The organism is Rhodanobacter thiooxydans LCS2 (assembly GCF_000264375.1).
In the GTDB taxonomy this organism is placed as follows: Bacteria; Pseudomonadota; Gammaproteobacteria; order Xanthomonadales; family Rhodanobacteraceae; genus Rhodanobacter; species Rhodanobacter thiooxydans.
Map to the genome: position 1 here is coordinate 25,839 of NZ_AJXW01000010.1, position 15,573 is coordinate 41,411.

Below are 15,573 nucleotides of genomic sequence, written 5' to 3' on the forward strand. Positions count from 1 at the left end.
AAGGAGTTGCGGATGGCCGCTGGTGTAGGTGAGGGACGGTGGCACGATTGCATCTTTCATGAATCGGGGTGCCAGGTCTTATCCCCACAATCGTCGGTGGTGACGGGGCTGATTCCAGGGTGCCGGTGGGTGTCCCGCTTGCAGGCTGTCATTCGACGATGTTTGCCGCCCAGGCGCTACGGCTTGCGCACCGAGGCGTGGGATAGCTGCGCCGTTGATACTGGCGGACGGCAAGCGCCATCCGCACCGGATGGGTGCAGTGGAATGGAAGGCTTCCTTGTCGGACTGGAGCAGCGCCGTACGCGGAATCCGCGCTGTCGGCGTTGCTCTTTTGCACGCGGCGGATCAGTCCTGCGGGTGTCCGCGTTCCTGCATCAGCCGCGTCAGCTCCGCCAGCAGGTCGGCGCGTTGCGCCGGTGCATCCAGCAGGTAGACCTGCACGTCGTGTGCCGGCACGCTGGCGTGCAGGCGGCCGCCCTCGGCCACGTCGATCGCGGCGCCGCCGAGCGCCGGTGTCCAGCGGCCGGGCTGCAGGTAGCCGCTGATGTCGAATGACGCGGCGGCATCGCCCTTGTTGAGCAGCACCAGCGCGATCTGATGCGTGTCACCTTTCTGGTACACACGGTAGAACGCGGCCTGGTTGCCGGCGAAGCGCAGCGGAAGCATCAGGCCGCGTTGCAGCGCAGGGGTGTTTTCGCGCAGCTGGGCGATGCGCTTGAGCTGCTGGTAGATCGGGCTGCTCGGCGCGTCGTCGATGCGCTGCTGGCCGTAGTAGTTGCGGTTGCCCTGGTGTTCGGCCTTGCCGCGTTCGAAGCCGGTTTCGGAGCCGTAGTAGATGGCGGGGATGCCGCGGGCGGTGAACAACCAGTTGTTGGCGTCGATGAAGCCGGCGTCGTCCGCCTTCAGCCGCGCCATGTCGTGGTTGTCGTAGAACGTGACCAGCTCGTACGGGTTCTGGTACGGGCCGTTGGTGAGGTAGAGGCGGTCGAGCAGGTGGGCGTAGTCGCTGGCGGGGTGCTCGAACACCTCGGCGACGCGACCGCGTAGCGGGAAGTCGAGCACGCTGATGGCGCCGCTCGAAGGCCAGGTGTACTGGCCGATGTTGTCGGGGCTGTAGTCGAACGCCTCGCCGAACATGAAGAAGCCCGGATGCTTCGTGCGGATGCGCGCGCTGAACTGCTTCCAGAACGCGGTGGACATGTGGCTGATGGTGTCGATGCGGAAGGCATCGGCGCCCTCGCCGATCCACTGCTCGTAGGCGCCCACGAAGTAGTCGAGCACGGCCGGGTTCTGGTCGTCGTTGTTGGACAGCTGCACCAGGTCGTCATACGCGTGGTAGAAGCGGTGCAGCGGGTTGCGTACCGGGTCCAGCTGGTACGGCGGCAGGTTCTGCTGGTCGGCAACGAGCTTGCCGTCCTTGTCGAAGATCTGGCCGTACTGCGGTTGACGCACCGGCATGCTGAAGGCGGGCGAGCCGTGGTTGACCACGATGTCCTGCACCACCTTGAGCCCGGCCGAGTGCATCTTCGCGGTGAACTGGCGGAAGTCGAGGTTCTTGCTGGGCAGGTGTTCGTCGAGCTTGTAGAAGTTGACGCCCCAGTAGCCGTGGAAGCCGGTCTTGCCGCGGTCGGTGAACTTCGAGCCCCAGCTCACCGGGTCGCCGCCGGTGAATGCCTCGTCGGGGTTGTCCACGATCGGGGTGATCCACACCGCGCCGAAGCCCATGCCGCGGATGTAGCCGGCGTTGTCCAGCACGCCCTTGAAGTCGCCGCCAAGGTAGCCGATGTTCGCGCTCTGGCCCTTGGGCGCGCCAGCAACCGGGACGTCGAAGGTGCGGTGCGCGCCGCCCTGGTCGCGATGGTCGTTCGACGGGTCGCCGTTGACGAAGCGGTCGGTCATCACGAAGTAGATCGCGTTGGAGGCGAACGGCGCGTCGGTGCCGACGAACTCGGCTGGAGTGGCCGCCTGGGCCAGGCCCGCGACCATCGCCAGTGCCAGACCCGTAATGAGGTTCTTTGCCATCATGTTTTCCCGTTCAGTACGTGCCCGCGACACGCACGTTTGAAGGTAGGAGCCCGCTTGCGGGCGATGCTCTTGGAGCAGGGATGACCAGACGTTCGTCTGTTGAAAGCCGGGATTCGGGATTCGCAAAAGCATCGCCCGCGAGCGGGCTCCTACGGTGACGAGGGGGTGGTGGGTTCGGGCACGCGCAGCGTGCACAGGCCGGCGATCAGCAGGCTCATGCCGCCCAGGCCCAGCGCCCAGACCGGCTGGTTGTGGAAGAACAGTTTCAGCAGCACGCCCAGCACGCTGGCGGCGAGCAGTTGCGGAATCACGATGAAGAAATTGAAGATGCCCATGTACACGCCCATCTTCGCCGCCGGCAGGTTGTCCGACAGCATCGCGTAGGGCAGCGAGAGGATCGACGCCCAGGCAAAGCCCACGCCCACCATCGAGGCGATCAGCCAGTGCGGGTCGCGGATCACCAGGAACGACAGCAGGCCCAGCCCGCCCAGCCACAGGTTGATCAGGTGGCTCCAGCGCAGCCCGCAGGCGCGCACCAGCAGCGGAATCGCGATCGCGGCGAGCACGCCCACGCCGTTGTAGGTGCCCATCAGCACGCCGGCCCAGTTGGCGCCCTCGTTGTAGGCGACCGAGGTGGTGTCGCTGCTGCCATAGAAGGTCTGCGACACCGCGGAGGTGGTGTTGATCCACATGGCGAACATCGCGAACCACGAGAAGAACTGCACCCAGTTGAGCCGGCGCATCGGCAGCGGCATGCCGTGCAGGTCGCCCATGATGTGGCGCAGCGGGCCGTCGCTGCGGGTACGGCTGAGCCACACGAACAGCGCGCCGAAACCGGCCAGGCCGCCGGCCAGCAGGTACAGTTCCTTTTCCAGCGCTAACTGGCCGATCAGGCCCAGCAGCACCAGCCCCAGTGTCAGAAACAGCGTGCCGATCTTCCACGCGCCGGCGACGCTTCCGGGCGCCTCTTCGACGCGGTTGTCGGAGAATGACTCCAGCTGTTCCGGCGGGTACTCGCGGGTGCTGAGGATGGTCCACATCATCGCCGCCAGCAGCACGAACGCGCCGGCGTAGAAGGCATACTTCACCGAATGCGGCACCTCGCCGGCCGGCGCGGTGTTGGCCACGCCGAAGTGGGTGAGCACGTAGGGCAGGAACGAGGCGACCACCGCGCCCACGCCGATGAACACACCTTGCATCGCGTAGCCCGCCGGGCGCTGCTTCGGCGGCAGCTGGTCGCCGACGAAGGCGCGGAACGGCTCCATCGACACGTTGAACGAGGCATCCATGATCCACAGCAGGCCCGCGGCGATCCACAGCGTGGGCGAGTTCGGCATCGCCAGCAGCGCCAGCGTGGCCAGCACCGCGCCGGCGAAGAAGTACGGCCGGCGCCGGCCGAAGCGGTTCCAGGTGCGGTCGGAGAAATAGCCGATGAGCGGCTGCACGATCAGCCCGGTGAACGGCGCGGCGATCCACAGCACCGGGATCTGGTCCACGTTCGCGCCCAGCGTCTGGAAGATCCGGCTGACGTTGGCGTTCTGCAGCGCGAAGCCGAACTGGATGCCGAGGAAGCCGAAGCACATGTTCCAGATCTGCCAGAAAGACAGCTCGGGTTTCGCGCGCAAGGCCGTGCCGTCCTTCACGGGGTGCCCCGGCTGGCGGCGAGCGGAGCGATCAGCAGGTCATGCACCTCGGCCTGGTTCAACGGGCCGCTGCTGCCGCCGTTGCCGCCGCTGCCATTGTCGGCGGTGTAGTGGGCGAAATGGGCGAGGTAGCTCATGTTGAATCCGTCGTCGAGGGCAAAGCGGCAGGTGCTGCCGGCCTTCGCGGTGAAGCTGCCCCAGGTGGACTGCTGCGCGCGTACGCTGTGCGGCATCACGATCGGCAGGCGCTGCGGGTCGCTGCCGTCGCAGCGGACATCGAGCATCTTCACCGCGGCGGTGACGCCGGTGTTGATCGGGCCGTGATCGTTGGCGTAGTCGAGCGCGACGCGGTAGCGGCCGCTGGCCGGCGCGGTCCACGTGCGCGGCCAGCTGCCGTTGACCTTCGCCGTTTCGCCCACGCAGGTGGTGGGACTGTGCAGCGATTCCAGTCCGTGCGCATCCACCCGCGTGGCGCTGAGGCAGGCGAGGCCCGGCTGTCGAGCGAGGCGGGTACTGCCGTCGATGTCACCGTGCACGCGGCCGTTGAGATAGAGCCGCACCTTGCCTTCGGTGCTGACCTGCCAGCCGCCGCCGTCGGCGCGTACCAGCGGTGCGGCAGGGGCGATCGGCGCGTACAGCGGTGCGTCGGTGCGCAGCGGCGCGTCGGGCACCTGCACCGCCTTCAGCGTCACCGCGGTCGCCGTGCCTTGCGTGCGGGTGCGGTCGGCGACGAGCAGGTTGCCGCTGACCTTCTTGGGCAACTGCAGGGTGATCTGCCGGTCGCGCAGGTCGAGCGTGATCGTGCGGCGCTGGCCGAACAGCATCGGCACCAGCGCGGTCGGCAGCTTCGGTTGCACGCTGCCGTCCTCGTTCAGGCCGAACACGCCTTCGGTGACCACCGCCAGCGCCGCCGCCACCGACCACAGCTGGCGCGGCGAATTCACCACCGGGCCGCTGAGCCTGCCTTCGTCCACGTGCTGGCCCTGGGTCAGCAGTTCGTAGTTCTCCATGTTCGAGCCGTACAGCGCGGCGCCGCGCAGCACCGACTCGATCTCGTGCGCGATGCGTGCGGGCTGCTCCGTCTTGCGCGCGGCCCGCAGCGCGTAGGCGCTGACGAACGGCCAGATCGCGCGGTTGTGGTAGATCGGCTGGTCGCTGCGCTCCGGCCAGATCACCGGGCTGCCGGCCGGCCACGCGGGATAGTTCGCGAGCGTCTGCCGTGCGCGCTCGCCATCGGCCACGCCGCTGTCGACCGCCAGCGCGATGCCGAGCAGGTCGTAGCTGTCGTACGGCGTGCCGTCGCCGCCGATGTAGCTCATGTACATGCCGCGGTCGGCGCGCCAGAAGTGCGCATTAATCGCCGCCTTCAACGCCTTCGCATCGGTGCGGTAGCCGGCGGCGGCTTTCGCGTCGTGGTGGGCATCGGCCAGGCTCGCGGCCAGCTGCAGCGCCTGGTAGTGCAGCACGTTGGTGGATAGCGCAAAGGACTGCGCGATGAAGGTCACCTCGTCCGCGGTCCACGCCGGATAGGTTTGCTCACGCCAGTCGAGGAAGGAGGTCTCGCCGCGGTACAGGCCGAACGCGGCGTCGAACGCGTACTGGCGGTCCTGCGCCAGCGTATCGCCCAGCGTCTTGTACACGTCGCTGGCAAAGGCCTTGTCGTCGAGCAGGTGGCGCGCGCCGAGGAACCACACCACGCGGTCGGTGCTGATCGGCCAGCTACCGCCCGAGCCGGTGTCCTGCATCGCGTACAAGCCCTGCGGCGCGGACGGGACGCGCACGTCGGACAGCTTGAACTTCAGCCCGTTGCGCGAGCGCGTGGGGTCGAAGCGCCACAGGCCCAGGTCGATCGCGTAGGACAGGTCGCGCGTCCACACGTACGGCCACTTCAGGCCGGTCTCGAAGCATTGGCAGGGAATCGGCTGGCCGTGGTCGAACGCGCCGTCGCGGATCGCGCTGACCGAATCCTGCTTGAGGTCGTCCTGCGCCATCGCGAACAGGCCGTCGAACAGGGGGCTGGCGGTTTCCGTGCGGAGCGGCTGTGCCGCGATCACGCGTTGGCCATAGGGCCACGCCAGCGTGTAGTTCTGCTGCACATCGCGGCTGATGGCGACGTGCACGCCGTGCCAGTCCAGCCCGTCGTGCCAGGCCGGCGCGGTGGCGGAGGCGGCCAGCATGGCGGTCGCGACGATGCTCAACATGCGCGTGCCGCGTGCGGCCCGCGGTGGATGATGTGCCCGGTCGGCATGGCCCCTCCTGCAACTGTGGTGTCGTGCCAGCGCGCGGCCCGCGGGTGGCGCGCCGGCACAGCGATTGTCACCGCATGGTAGATAGCGTCGCACTGCAGCAACCAGCCCATGCATACGTATTCATGGGCGAACGGGCGGGGTGTCGACCCCGACACCACCAGCGCCGTTCCGTAGGGCGGGCACGGCCCGCCAGCTTTTGGCCGAGACCAAGGGCGGCGGGCCGTGCCTGCCCTACGGAATGGTGCGCAAGCGCCTCAGTGCAACTCCACCACCACCAGTCCCTGCACCGGCACGTCGATCGTGAACTTGCCGCTGCGCACGTCCACCGACTCCGGCGCGGCCAGCTTGCCGGCTTCACGCAGCTCGGTGATCTGCGCGCGGCTGGGGAAATCGGGGCGGCCCATGCGGTCGAATGCGGCGACGGCGTTGCCGTGGGTCTCGTCCACGCGCCAGACGGTGGCGCGGGCCGCGGCGGGCAGCTGCTTCACGACGACATCGAAGCGCTTCGGCGCGCCGACGGGTTTGCCGGGCGTGTAGCTGGCGGTATCGCCGACCGGCGGGGCGTAGTTCCACAGCGCGATCACCAGCGTGCCGTCGTCGCGCCGGGTGACCAGGGCGGAGTCCGACTTCGTCGCCAGCTGGCGGTCGCCCAGCTTGTGCAGGATCGCGAACGCGTTGAACGCGGGCTTGGCGATGCGGTTGGCGGCGATCAGACCGAAACCGCCGTAGAACGGGTTGCGCACGATGCCCTGTTCCTCGAACACGTCGGAGAACGACCAGTAGCTCATCGCCTCGACCTTGCCCGCGCACTGGCGGATGGTGTTGGCCAGCCATGGCCCCATGAACACGGTGTCGGTGACGTTGGGCAGGTTGGCGTAGCTGGCGTTGTACTCGCTGAAGATCAGCGGCATGTGCGGGTAGGGCGAGGCGGCGATTTCCTTGTGCACCTTGTCCACCGCGCGGCAGACCATGTCGGCGCGCGGGATCTTCTCGTCGGTATGGAACACGTTGTCGGCGGTGTCGTCGCCGTAGACGTGGCTGCTGACGAAATCGATCGGCACGTTGTTCTTGTGCGTGTGGGCGAGGAAGTCGCTCGTCCACGCCGCCTGCGCGGTGGACGGGCCGCCCACCCGCAGGCGCGGGCTGACTGCCTTCAGCGCGCGCACGGTGTGGTCATACAGCTTGAAGTAGCTTTCCTGCGCCGGCTTGCCGGTCCAGAAGCCGATGTTCGGCTCGTTCCACACTTCGAAGTACCAGCTGGCCACCTCGTCGATGCCGTAGCGCTCGACCAGGTGCTTCGCCAGCGCGCCGATCATCGCGTCCCATTCGGCATAGTCCTTCGGCGGCGCGACGTTCGGGTGGTACCAGAACGGGTGCAGCGCGGCGGGGTCGGAAGTCAGTTCCGGCGGCATGAAGCCGAGTTCCACGAACGGCTTGAAGCCGTGTTCGAGCAGGCCGTCGTAGATCTGGTCGATGTAGGAGAAGTTGTAGGAGATCTTGCCCTGTGCGTCGCGCTGGATCAGCCCCACGTCGTGGTCGAGGATGCCGTGGAAGCGGATGTAGCCGACGCCGGTGGCCTGGTGCACGGCGTCCAGGTCCCTGCGGTAGTCGTCACGCAGCGCCAGCGCGGCGCGGCCGGAGCCGAGCATCTGTTCCCAGAAATGCGGGAACGGCGTGCCTTGCGCGCTGGCATCGACGCTCAGCTTGACGGCGGCCGTGGCGGGCGCCGCCGCGTTGGCCGCGCCGGTGACCAGCAGGGCGGTCGCACAAAGGCCCAGGGCCAGGTGGCGAAGCGAGGCGGAAAAAGTCATGGCGGGATCTCCGGTTCGGCGCCTGGATGGCGCGGGGCGGGGGAGCGGGCAAAGCCCGCAACCGTCAGGATGTAAACGTTTACATCGAGGCGCAGTTTCCTACACGCGAAGGGGCGGCGTCCAGCGGCGGTGCGGCAAATCTGCCACGCCGCCGCCATGGGCCGGATTCACTGCGCCAGGATCGCCCCGTAGTGGCCGTTCACCGCCACGCTGACCTGGCCGTTCTGCACGGTGTAACGCGTGCCGGAAATCAGCTCGGTGACCGTGCTGCCGTTGGTCATGCTCAGCTGCCACACCGGCACCGTCACCGTATGCGTCACCGAATCGTTGTTGAGCGCTACCGCGATGCGGTTGGTGGCGTCGAAGCGGCCGAAGGCATACAGCTTGTTGGTGTCGTCGGTCAGCAGCGTCATGAACGAGCCGGTGCGCAGCGCGGGGTAGGTGTTGCGGATCGTGATCAGTTTGTTGGTCAGTGCCACCGCGCTGTTGGTCGAGGTGCCGACGGTCCAGTCGAAGGTGCGGCGATTGTCCGGGTCGGCGCCGCCCTGCATGCCGTACTCGTCGCCGTAGTAGATCGTCGGCGTGCCCACGTAGGTCATCTGGAAGAACAGCGCCAGGTAGGTCTTCCAGATGTCGCCGCCGGCGCGGTTGCCGAAGCGCGTGACGTCGTGGCTGCCGAGCGCGTTGCTCATGGTCTGCTGCACGTTGGTCGGGTAGTTCGCGCGGGTGCCGTGCAGCCAGCTGTCGAACTGGCTGGTCGGGATCGAGGCGACGTTGCCGTTGTAGTCCTGGCCGGTGATCCACTCGGAGACGGGCTGCATGAAGCCGTCGTAGTTCATCGCGCTGTCCCACTGGTCGCCGCCGGCGGTCCACGGGCTCGCATTGCCCCAGAACTCGCCGAGGATCTCCGCGTTGGGGTTGACCGACTTCACCGCGTTGCGCAGCTCGGCCGTGATCTGGTGGTTGGTCGCGTCGCTGCCGTTGTTGCCTCCCGCATCGAAGTACTGCGCCGCGTCGAGGCGCCAGCCGTCGATGGCGTAAGGAGCCTTCAGCCAGGTCTGCACCACGGAAGTGCTGCTGCCGTAGATCGCGTTGCGCACGGCCGAGCCGCTGGCGCCGTAGTCGAGCTTGGGCATGCTGGGGATGCCGAAGAAGGCGGAGTAGGTGCCGGGCCAGCTCTGGAACGTGTAGTAGCCGTACCACGGACTGGACTGCGACTCGTAGGCGCCGTTCGTGGTCCACCAGTGGTAGCGGTCGAACCAGGCGTGGGTATCGCCGGTGTGGTTGAACACGCCGTCGAGCACCAGGTAGCCCTTCGGCCCGTTGCTGGTCGAGTGGATGTCCGCACTCAGCGTCTGCAGCAGCGTGTTGCTGCCGAACGCCGGGTCCACCGTCATGTAATCCTCGGTGTCGTACTTGTGGTTGGTTGGCGAGAGGAAGATCGGGTTGAGGTAGATGATGTCGGCGCCGACGGTGTTCTTGATGTAGCCGAGCTTCTGGTCGATGCCGGCCAGGTCGCCGCCGAAGAACACGGCGCTGTTGCAACCGCTGACGTTGGACACCACGCTGGTGCGCCAGGCGTGCTTCTCGGTGGCGCAGCCGGCGTAGGTGTACTGGCCGTTGGCGACGTCGTTGCTCGTGTCGCCGTTGTAGAAGCGGTCGGGGAAGATCTGGTACATCACGCCGTTCTTCATCCATGCCGGGGTGGTGAAGCCGGGGAGGATGAAGAAGTCGCCGGAGGACGGCTCGGCGGAAGTGGTGCCCGCGGCATTGAGCCAGGCCGTCGCGGTGCCGTCGTTGATCTGGAAGCGGTAGTACTTCTTCGAGGCGCTGGCCGGGATGGTGCCTTTCCAGAAGTCGAAATTGCCGGTGGCATCGTTCGCCGACCAGCTCATCGCCACCCAGTGGAATGCGCCATCGGCGCTGTCGTAGTACTTGATGTTGGCGCTGGTGATGTCGCCCTTGAAGGTGCGCAGGGTCAGCGTGACCGCCTGCGCGGCGGTCGGCTCGACGTGATTGTCGTAGAGCGGGCCCTGGTCGTGGAACAGGCCGTTCCATTCCACGTTGTTGTCGTTGCTGGCGGCGCGTGCCTCGTCGTGGATGGCCGGCAGCGCATAAAGCGCCAGCGCCGCGGCGAGCGCACATGCCAGGGTGGATCTGGAACCGTAGCTTGCCTTGCCTCGATTGCCCATCGAACGTCCCTCCGCAGTTGGTGGAGCGAAATCTTTCGAGTGAGTCAGCTGTTTCCTTTTGCAGGAGCGCACTCGTGCGCAATGCTCTTCATCATGTGGCGGAAAGCATCGCGCGCGGAGTGCGCTCCTGCAGTCAGTGCTTGAGGTCGACGGTGATGCTGTTGGCGCGCGCCGCGCTCACCCGCACCCAGGTGACCTCGCCGTAGCGGTCGTGGCCGCTGGCCCAGCCTTCGCCGCCGGATTGCTGCAGCGCCTCCAGGTTCGGGAACGACTTCAGCTTGCCGCTGACGCCGGTGGCGGCGGCGCCGTGGATCTTCAGCAGGTAGTGGCGCAGCGCCGGCTTGAAGCTGCCGCTTGCGGCGCCGAGTTCCAGTTGTACCGTGTCGCCGCGGCGCTGCACCGACAGCGGCTGCAGGAAGTACGTGCCGTGTTCGTAGTTGTAGGTGTTGCCGTCGTCGTCGTAATAGTCGAACGTGCTGCGCTGCGCGGCGGGGAACACCTCAACGTCGAGCTGGGTCAGCGGCCGTTCGCCCACGTAGTCCACCGGATCGGTGCGGGTGGGAATGATCGCGCCCTCGCGCACGAACAGCGGGATGTCGCTCCACCTCTTGCTGTCGATCGCCAGGTGGATGGTCTGGCCGCCGTCGTACGTCTTGCCGCTGAACCAGTCGGTCCAGCGCCCGGCGGGAAGGTAGACGTCCTTCGTGGTCTGACCCTGTTCGACCACCGGCGAGGCCAGCAGCCAGTCGCCGAACAGCCAGCTGTCGACGTCGTTGCGCAGTTTAGGATCGTGCGGCCAGTCGAACAGCAGCGGGCGCACCAGGCCCACGCCGCTGGCGCGGCGCGCGTGCTCGTAGCTGTAGATGTACGGGATCAGCGCGTAGCGCAGGCGGATCGCCGCGGTGGCGGCCTGCTCGGCGACTTGGCCATACACCCACGGTTGGCGCTTCTGGGCGAACTCGCCGTGCACGCGGAAGATCGGCGTGAACGCACCGAACTGGATCCAGCGCGCGTAGTTTTCCGGCGTTGGCGTGCCGTCCTTGAACCCGCCGCCGTCCATGCCCCACTGCATAGCGCCCACGTTGACCGCGCTCAGCATGCGTGCGCGTTGGCCGGCCATGCTGGCGAAGCCGGTGGGGACGTCGCCGGACCACAGGCCGTAGGCATAGCGCTGCGAACCCAGCCAGAAGTTGCGGTTGATCGACCACACGCGCTGGTTCGATACGGCGCGCTGGCTGTCATACAGCGCACGCTGCATGTTCAGGAACTCGGTCTCGCTGCCGACGGTGTCCGCCTCGTCGTTCCACCAGCCCGCGATGCCATGGTCGTAGCCGTACTTGATCGCCAGTTCGCCGAACCAGCTGCGCGCGGCGGCCAGATCGAAGTTGATGTCCTTCACCGGCTTGTGCGAGAAGTAATCGTCGCTGACCTTCTCGTCGGGCACCCAGAAACCGTGCGTGCTGGCGTAGCGCCCTTCCACCGTGTCGAGATGGATGCGCGGCTTCATGATGCCGGTCAGGCGGATCCCGCGGGCATCCATCTGCTTCTTCAGCTCACCGCTGGGGCCGTCGGGGAACTTGGCCGGGTTCCAGCGGAACTCGCCGTAGTCGTCCTCGCCCCACGCCTTCCAGTCGAAGTCCAGCGTGATGTTGTCGATCGGAATGTGTTTGGAGCGGTAGGTGTCGACGATCTGCAGCAGTTCTTTCTGGTCGATGCCCCACTGGCTGTTGGTGAAACCCATTGCCCATTTCGGGAACAGCGGGGTGCGGCCGCTGAGCTGTGCCAGCTCGGCGAAGATCTGCGCGGGCGTGCCGAGCAGGATGTAGTAGTCAGCCTGCCGCTGCGTGGCGTCGACGGCGCTGATGCTGCCCGGCGCCAGGGTGAAGTTGGCGCCGTCGCTGTCCAGCAGCACGCCGTAGCCGGCGCTGCTCCACACGAACGGCGCGCCGGCGTGGCCCTGCTCGCCGGACATGGCCACCTGCTTGCCACTGCGCAGCATGCCCGCGGAGGCATCCTCGGTAGCGTTGTAGCCGCCGATGCCGTACAGCGCATCGCGTGGGTCGTGGCGCAGGCTCAGTGAGCCCGGTAGCGCGGGGGCGAGCTCGATCTGCAGCAGTGGCTGCTGCTGCGCATCGCTGATCCTTACCTGATGGTGCTGCCGGTCCCAACGCACCGAACCACGATCGCTGGCGAGCATCGGTTCGTTCGCGCCGTCGTCGCTGCGCCGGGCGTGGAAGGCGGGCAAGCCGGCGGCGGGGTCGAGCACCAGTGCGGGCGCTGCGTCGGTGCCGGGGTGCTGCACGTGCACGATGCCGGGTGCGACGAAGCGCACGGAAAGCGGGCCGCCCCGCGTGGCGATGTTGATGCCGTCATTGAGCTTCGTGTCCATGAGCGCTGCCGGTGAAGTCGTCGTGGGGGACGCCGGCGCCTGGGCGACGCTGGCGCCGAGCGGGGCCAGGGCGAGGCCAAGACACAGCCAGGCGAGGTTGCGTCGGCGTGGGGAAACGGGTTGACTCATCGCATCGGACTCCGTGGTCACTGCAGGATCGCGGTGGTGTACGCCGGCAGCTGCAGGCGCTCGTGCTGCAGGGTGGCGCCAGGCGTGCTGCGCAGCCGCACGCGGTGGAACGGCTGTCCGTCCAGCGCCAGCGACTGCGCCTGGCCGGACAGGTTGTGCACGACCAGCACGCGATCATGGGCGTTGTCGAGCCGCCAGGCGGCGACGTGCGCATTGCCGGTGTTCCACGGTTGCAGCGCGCCGTCGCGCAACACGGGCAGTTCGCTGCGCCAGTGGATCAGCATGGTGTAGTAGTGCAGCAGCGAATTCGCGTCCGCCTGCTGCGCCTCGACCGATACCGCCGGGCCGTCGTGCGCGGTGAAGCTTTTCCAGGTGGTTTCGCCCGGCGCGTCCGCCGCGCGATTCCAGCGCATCGGCTCGCGCAGGTCCGGGTCGGGTTTCCTGCCGCGCATGCCCAGCTCCTCGCCGTAGTAGACGAACGGCTGGCCGGGCAGGGTGAGCAGCATCGCGGCGGCCATGCGCATGTGCTGCGGGTTGTCGCCCAGCTGGCTCATCACCCGCTCCTGGTCGTGGTTGGACAGGAACGGCGCGTCCACGCCCGACTTGCCGGTGACCTTGCGGTAGGCGGCGTCGGCATGCGCGAGCAGCGTGCCAAGATCGCCGGCGCGTTCGCTGCGCGCGCTGTCGATCAACTGCACGGCGAGCGGGAAGTCGAACACCGCGCTGAGCGGCTTGAAGTACGGCGCCAGTTCGTCGGCGGAGTCGCGGGTCACCTCGCCGACCACGTAGGCCGCGGGATTGACCTGGTCCAGGCCGCGGCGGAATTCGGACCACCAGGCGAGGTTCTTCTCGAGCGTCAGCGGATTGTGTTCGTCCGCCTTGAAGTCGTAGTAGATGTGCTGCGCGGCGTCGAGGCGGAAGCCGTCCACGCCCTTCTTCAGCCAGTACTGGCCGAGCTTGACCATCTCCCGGCGCACTGCCGGCGTGTCGTAGTCGAGGTCGGGCATCTCGCGGGAAAAGTCGCCCAGGTAATGCGCCTTGCCGAGCGCATGCCAGGCCTGCGCGCCGGCGGCGTCCGCGGCGTGCAGGTCGGTGCGCGGGCCGGCCCAGCTGTACCAGTCGTGATACGGGCTGGCCGGATCGCGCGCGGCCTTGAACCATGGGTGCTGGTCGCTGGTGTGGTTGATCACCAGGTCGATGATCACCTTGATGCCGCGCTTGTGCGCCTCGCGCAGCAGCCGCTCGAAGTCGGCCATGCTGCCGTACTGCGGGTTGATCGCGTAGTAGTCGGTGATGTCGTAGCCGTGATAGGTGGGCGAGGGGTTGATCGGCATCAGCCAGATGCCGCTGACGCCGAGCGACTGCAGGTAGTCGAGCTTGGCGGTGACGCCGTTCAAGTCGCCGATGCCGTCGCCGTTGGTGTCGTACCAGCTGCGCACGAAGATCTCGTACCACACGCCGGAAGGAGACGATGCGGCGGGGGCTGCGGGCGCGGCCGCGGCTGGTGCGAAACCGCCCAGCGCGAGCAGGGCGAAGAGCAGTGACGAGGTGATGCGTCGGATCATGGCTGGCTTGCTCCGGCCACGGCGGGATGCCGTGGCGCTCATGCGGCGAGGCTGCCGCCGGCGCGCGCCACGAACTTGTGGTGCGGCGGCAGGGTGTTCTTCGCGCGGCCGATCAGGGTGCGGATGTCGGCGAGGAAACCGTCCAGTTGCGCGTCGGTCAGCGCGTCGGCCAGTGGGTGGTGGCGCTGCGGCGCGATGCGCTGGCCCAGCAGCACCTGCACCCAACCGGTCTCGGCGAACAGCTCGTCGCCTTCGCGGAACACCATGGCGGTGCGGCGGAACAGCTCGACCCGGCGCGCCAGCGACGGCGGGACCTCCATCGCGCCACACTGCTGCCAGAACGGCGTGTCGGTGCGCTCGGTGGCCTTGTAGTGCAGGATCAGGAAGTCGCGCACGTGCTCGTACTCGAAGCGGGTCTGGCGGTTGTACTCGTCCACCAGTGCGCTGTCGCAGCGGCGGTCGGGGAACATCGCCAGCAGGCGGCTGACGCCGGACTGCACCAGGTGGATGCTGGTCGATTCCAGCGGCTCCATGAAGCCGGCGGCCAGGCCCAGCGCTAGGCAGTTGCGGTTCCACGCCAGCTTGCGCATGCCGGTGACGAAGCGCAGCGGGCGCGGATCGCCCAACGCCTCGGTCTCCAGGTTCGCCAGCAGCTGGGCGGCGGCCTCGTCGTCGCTGATGAAGCGGCTGCAGTACACGTGGCCGTTGCCGGTGCGGTGGCGCAGCGGGATGCGCCACTGCCAGCCGGCCGTGCGCGCGCTGGCCTGGGTGTACGGGCGCATCGGGCCGCCCGGCGCGCTGCCCACCGCCAGCGCGCGGTCGCATGGCAGCCACTGCTGCCAGTTCTCGTAGCCGGTGTTGAGCGCGCCCTCGATCAGCAGGCCGCGGAAGCCGGAGCAGTCGATGAAGAAGTCGCCCTCGACGAGCTCGCCGCTGTCCAGCTGCAGCGATTCGATGAAGCCGTCGCCCTCGCGCAGACGCGCGTCCACCACCTTGCCCTCGGTGCGCTGCACGCTGCCCGGCGCGATGCGCTCGCGCAGGTATTGCGCGTAGCGCGAGGCGTCGAAGTGGTAGGCGTAGCGCAGGCCGCCGAGCGGGCTGTCGGGGATCTTCTCCAGCGGCGCGAAACGGTTTTCCGCCGCGGCCGCGGCGTTGAGCGAATACGCCCACAGGTCCGGCGTGTCAGCGTGGCCACGTTCCTGCACGGCGCGCAGCCAGTAATGGTGGAATGGCGTGAGCCCCAGCGGCAGGCCGAGGTCGCCGAAGGCATGCAAATAGGAGTCACCCAGGCGGGTGAAGTCGTTGAGCTGCACGCCCAGCTTATAGGTGCCGTGGGCGAAGCGCAGCATCGCGTCCTCGTCGATGCCGAGGAAGCGGTTGATGTGGCGGATCTGCGGAATGGTGGCCTCGCCCACGCCGACGGTGCCGATCTCGGCCGATTCGACCAGCTGGATCTGCACCTGCGGGCCGAGCGCCTGCGCCAGCAGCGCCGCCGCCAGCCAGCCGGCGGTGCCGCCGCCGACGATCACGATGCGGCGGATGCGGGGATCGTTCATGTCACGGCTCCTCG

Annotated in this window: 8 protein-coding genes; all 8 read right to left on the reverse strand. The window is 67.6% G+C overall.

What is annotated here, in order from left to right; translation table 11 throughout:
- Positions 1-345 precede the first annotated feature (345 nt).
- Positions 346-2,022 (reverse strand): alpha-amylase family glycosyl hydrolase, encoded by a 1,677-nt coding sequence (locus UUA_RS02620; RefSeq protein ID WP_153022853.1) that lies wholly within the window; start codon positions 2,020-2,022, stop codon positions 346-348.
- Positions 2,023-2,174: 152 nt separating this feature from the next.
- Positions 2,175-3,668, reverse strand: a complete 1,494-nt coding sequence (locus UUA_RS02625) for an MFS transporter (RefSeq protein ID WP_008434032.1) — start codon at positions 3,666-3,668, stop codon at positions 2,175-2,177.
- Positions 3,665-5,869, reverse strand: coding sequence for an alpha-L-rhamnosidase-related protein (locus tag UUA_RS02630; RefSeq protein ID WP_008434033.1), 2,205 nt, complete (start codon positions 5,867-5,869; stop codon positions 3,665-3,667). Before UUA_RS02630 ends, UUA_RS02625 begins: the two co-directional genes overlap by 4 nt.
- A gap of 302 nt (positions 5,870-6,171) precedes the next feature.
- Positions 6,172-7,728, reverse strand: coding sequence for a GH39 family glycosyl hydrolase (locus UUA_RS02635; RefSeq protein ID WP_008434035.1), 1,557 nt, complete (start codon positions 7,726-7,728; stop codon positions 6,172-6,174).
- Positions 7,729-7,895: 167 nt separating this feature from the next.
- Entirely contained in the window at positions 7,896-9,920 is a 2,025-nt protein-coding gene (locus UUA_RS02640; RefSeq protein ID WP_008434036.1) for a glycoside hydrolase family 13 protein, read from the reverse strand.
- A 133-nt stretch (positions 9,921-10,053) separates the two neighbouring features.
- Positions 10,054-12,438, reverse strand: a complete 2,385-nt coding sequence (locus UUA_RS02645) for a glycoside hydrolase family 31 protein (RefSeq protein ID WP_153023008.1) — start codon at positions 12,436-12,438, stop codon at positions 10,054-10,056.
- 17 nt (positions 12,439-12,455) lie between these two features.
- Positions 12,456-14,003: an alpha-amylase family glycosyl hydrolase gene (locus tag UUA_RS02650; protein WP_008434039.1), complete on the reverse strand. Its 1,548-nt coding sequence runs from the start codon at positions 14,001-14,003 to the stop codon at positions 12,456-12,458.
- 38 nt (positions 14,004-14,041) lie between these two features.
- A complete protein-coding gene (locus tag UUA_RS02655; protein WP_008434040.1) occupies positions 14,042-15,559 on the reverse strand; it encodes a tryptophan halogenase family protein in 1,518 nt (505 codons plus the stop codon).
- Positions 15,560-15,573 lie beyond the last annotated feature (14 nt).

What these genes read in the sequence shown, in the direction of transcription:
- UUA_RS02655 (WP_008434040.1), bottom strand. Translation starts at nt 15,559, where the DNA reads ATGAACGATCCCCGCATCCGCCGCATCGTGATCGTCGGCGGCGGCACC.
- UUA_RS02630 (WP_008434033.1), bottom strand. Translation starts at nt 5,869, where the DNA reads ATGTTGAGCATCGTCGCGACCGCCATGCTGGCCGCCTCCGCCACCGCG.
- UUA_RS02620 (WP_153022853.1), bottom strand. Translation starts at nt 2,022, where the DNA reads ATGGCAAAGAACCTCATTACGGGTCTGGCACTGGCGATGGTCGCGGGC.
- UUA_RS02640 (WP_008434036.1), bottom strand. Translation starts at nt 9,920, where the DNA reads ATGGGCAATCGAGGCAAGGCAAGCTACGGTTCCAGATCCACCCTGGCA.
- UUA_RS02645 (WP_153023008.1), bottom strand. Translation starts at nt 12,438, where the DNA reads ATGAGTCAACCCGTTTCCCCACGCCGACGCAACCTCGCCTGGCTGTGT.
- UUA_RS02635 (WP_008434035.1), bottom strand. Translation starts at nt 7,728, where the DNA reads ATGACTTTTTCCGCCTCGCTTCGCCACCTGGCCCTGGGCCTTTGTGCG.
- UUA_RS02650 (WP_008434039.1), bottom strand. Translation starts at nt 14,003, where the DNA reads ATGATCCGACGCATCACCTCGTCACTGCTCTTCGCCCTGCTCGCGCTG.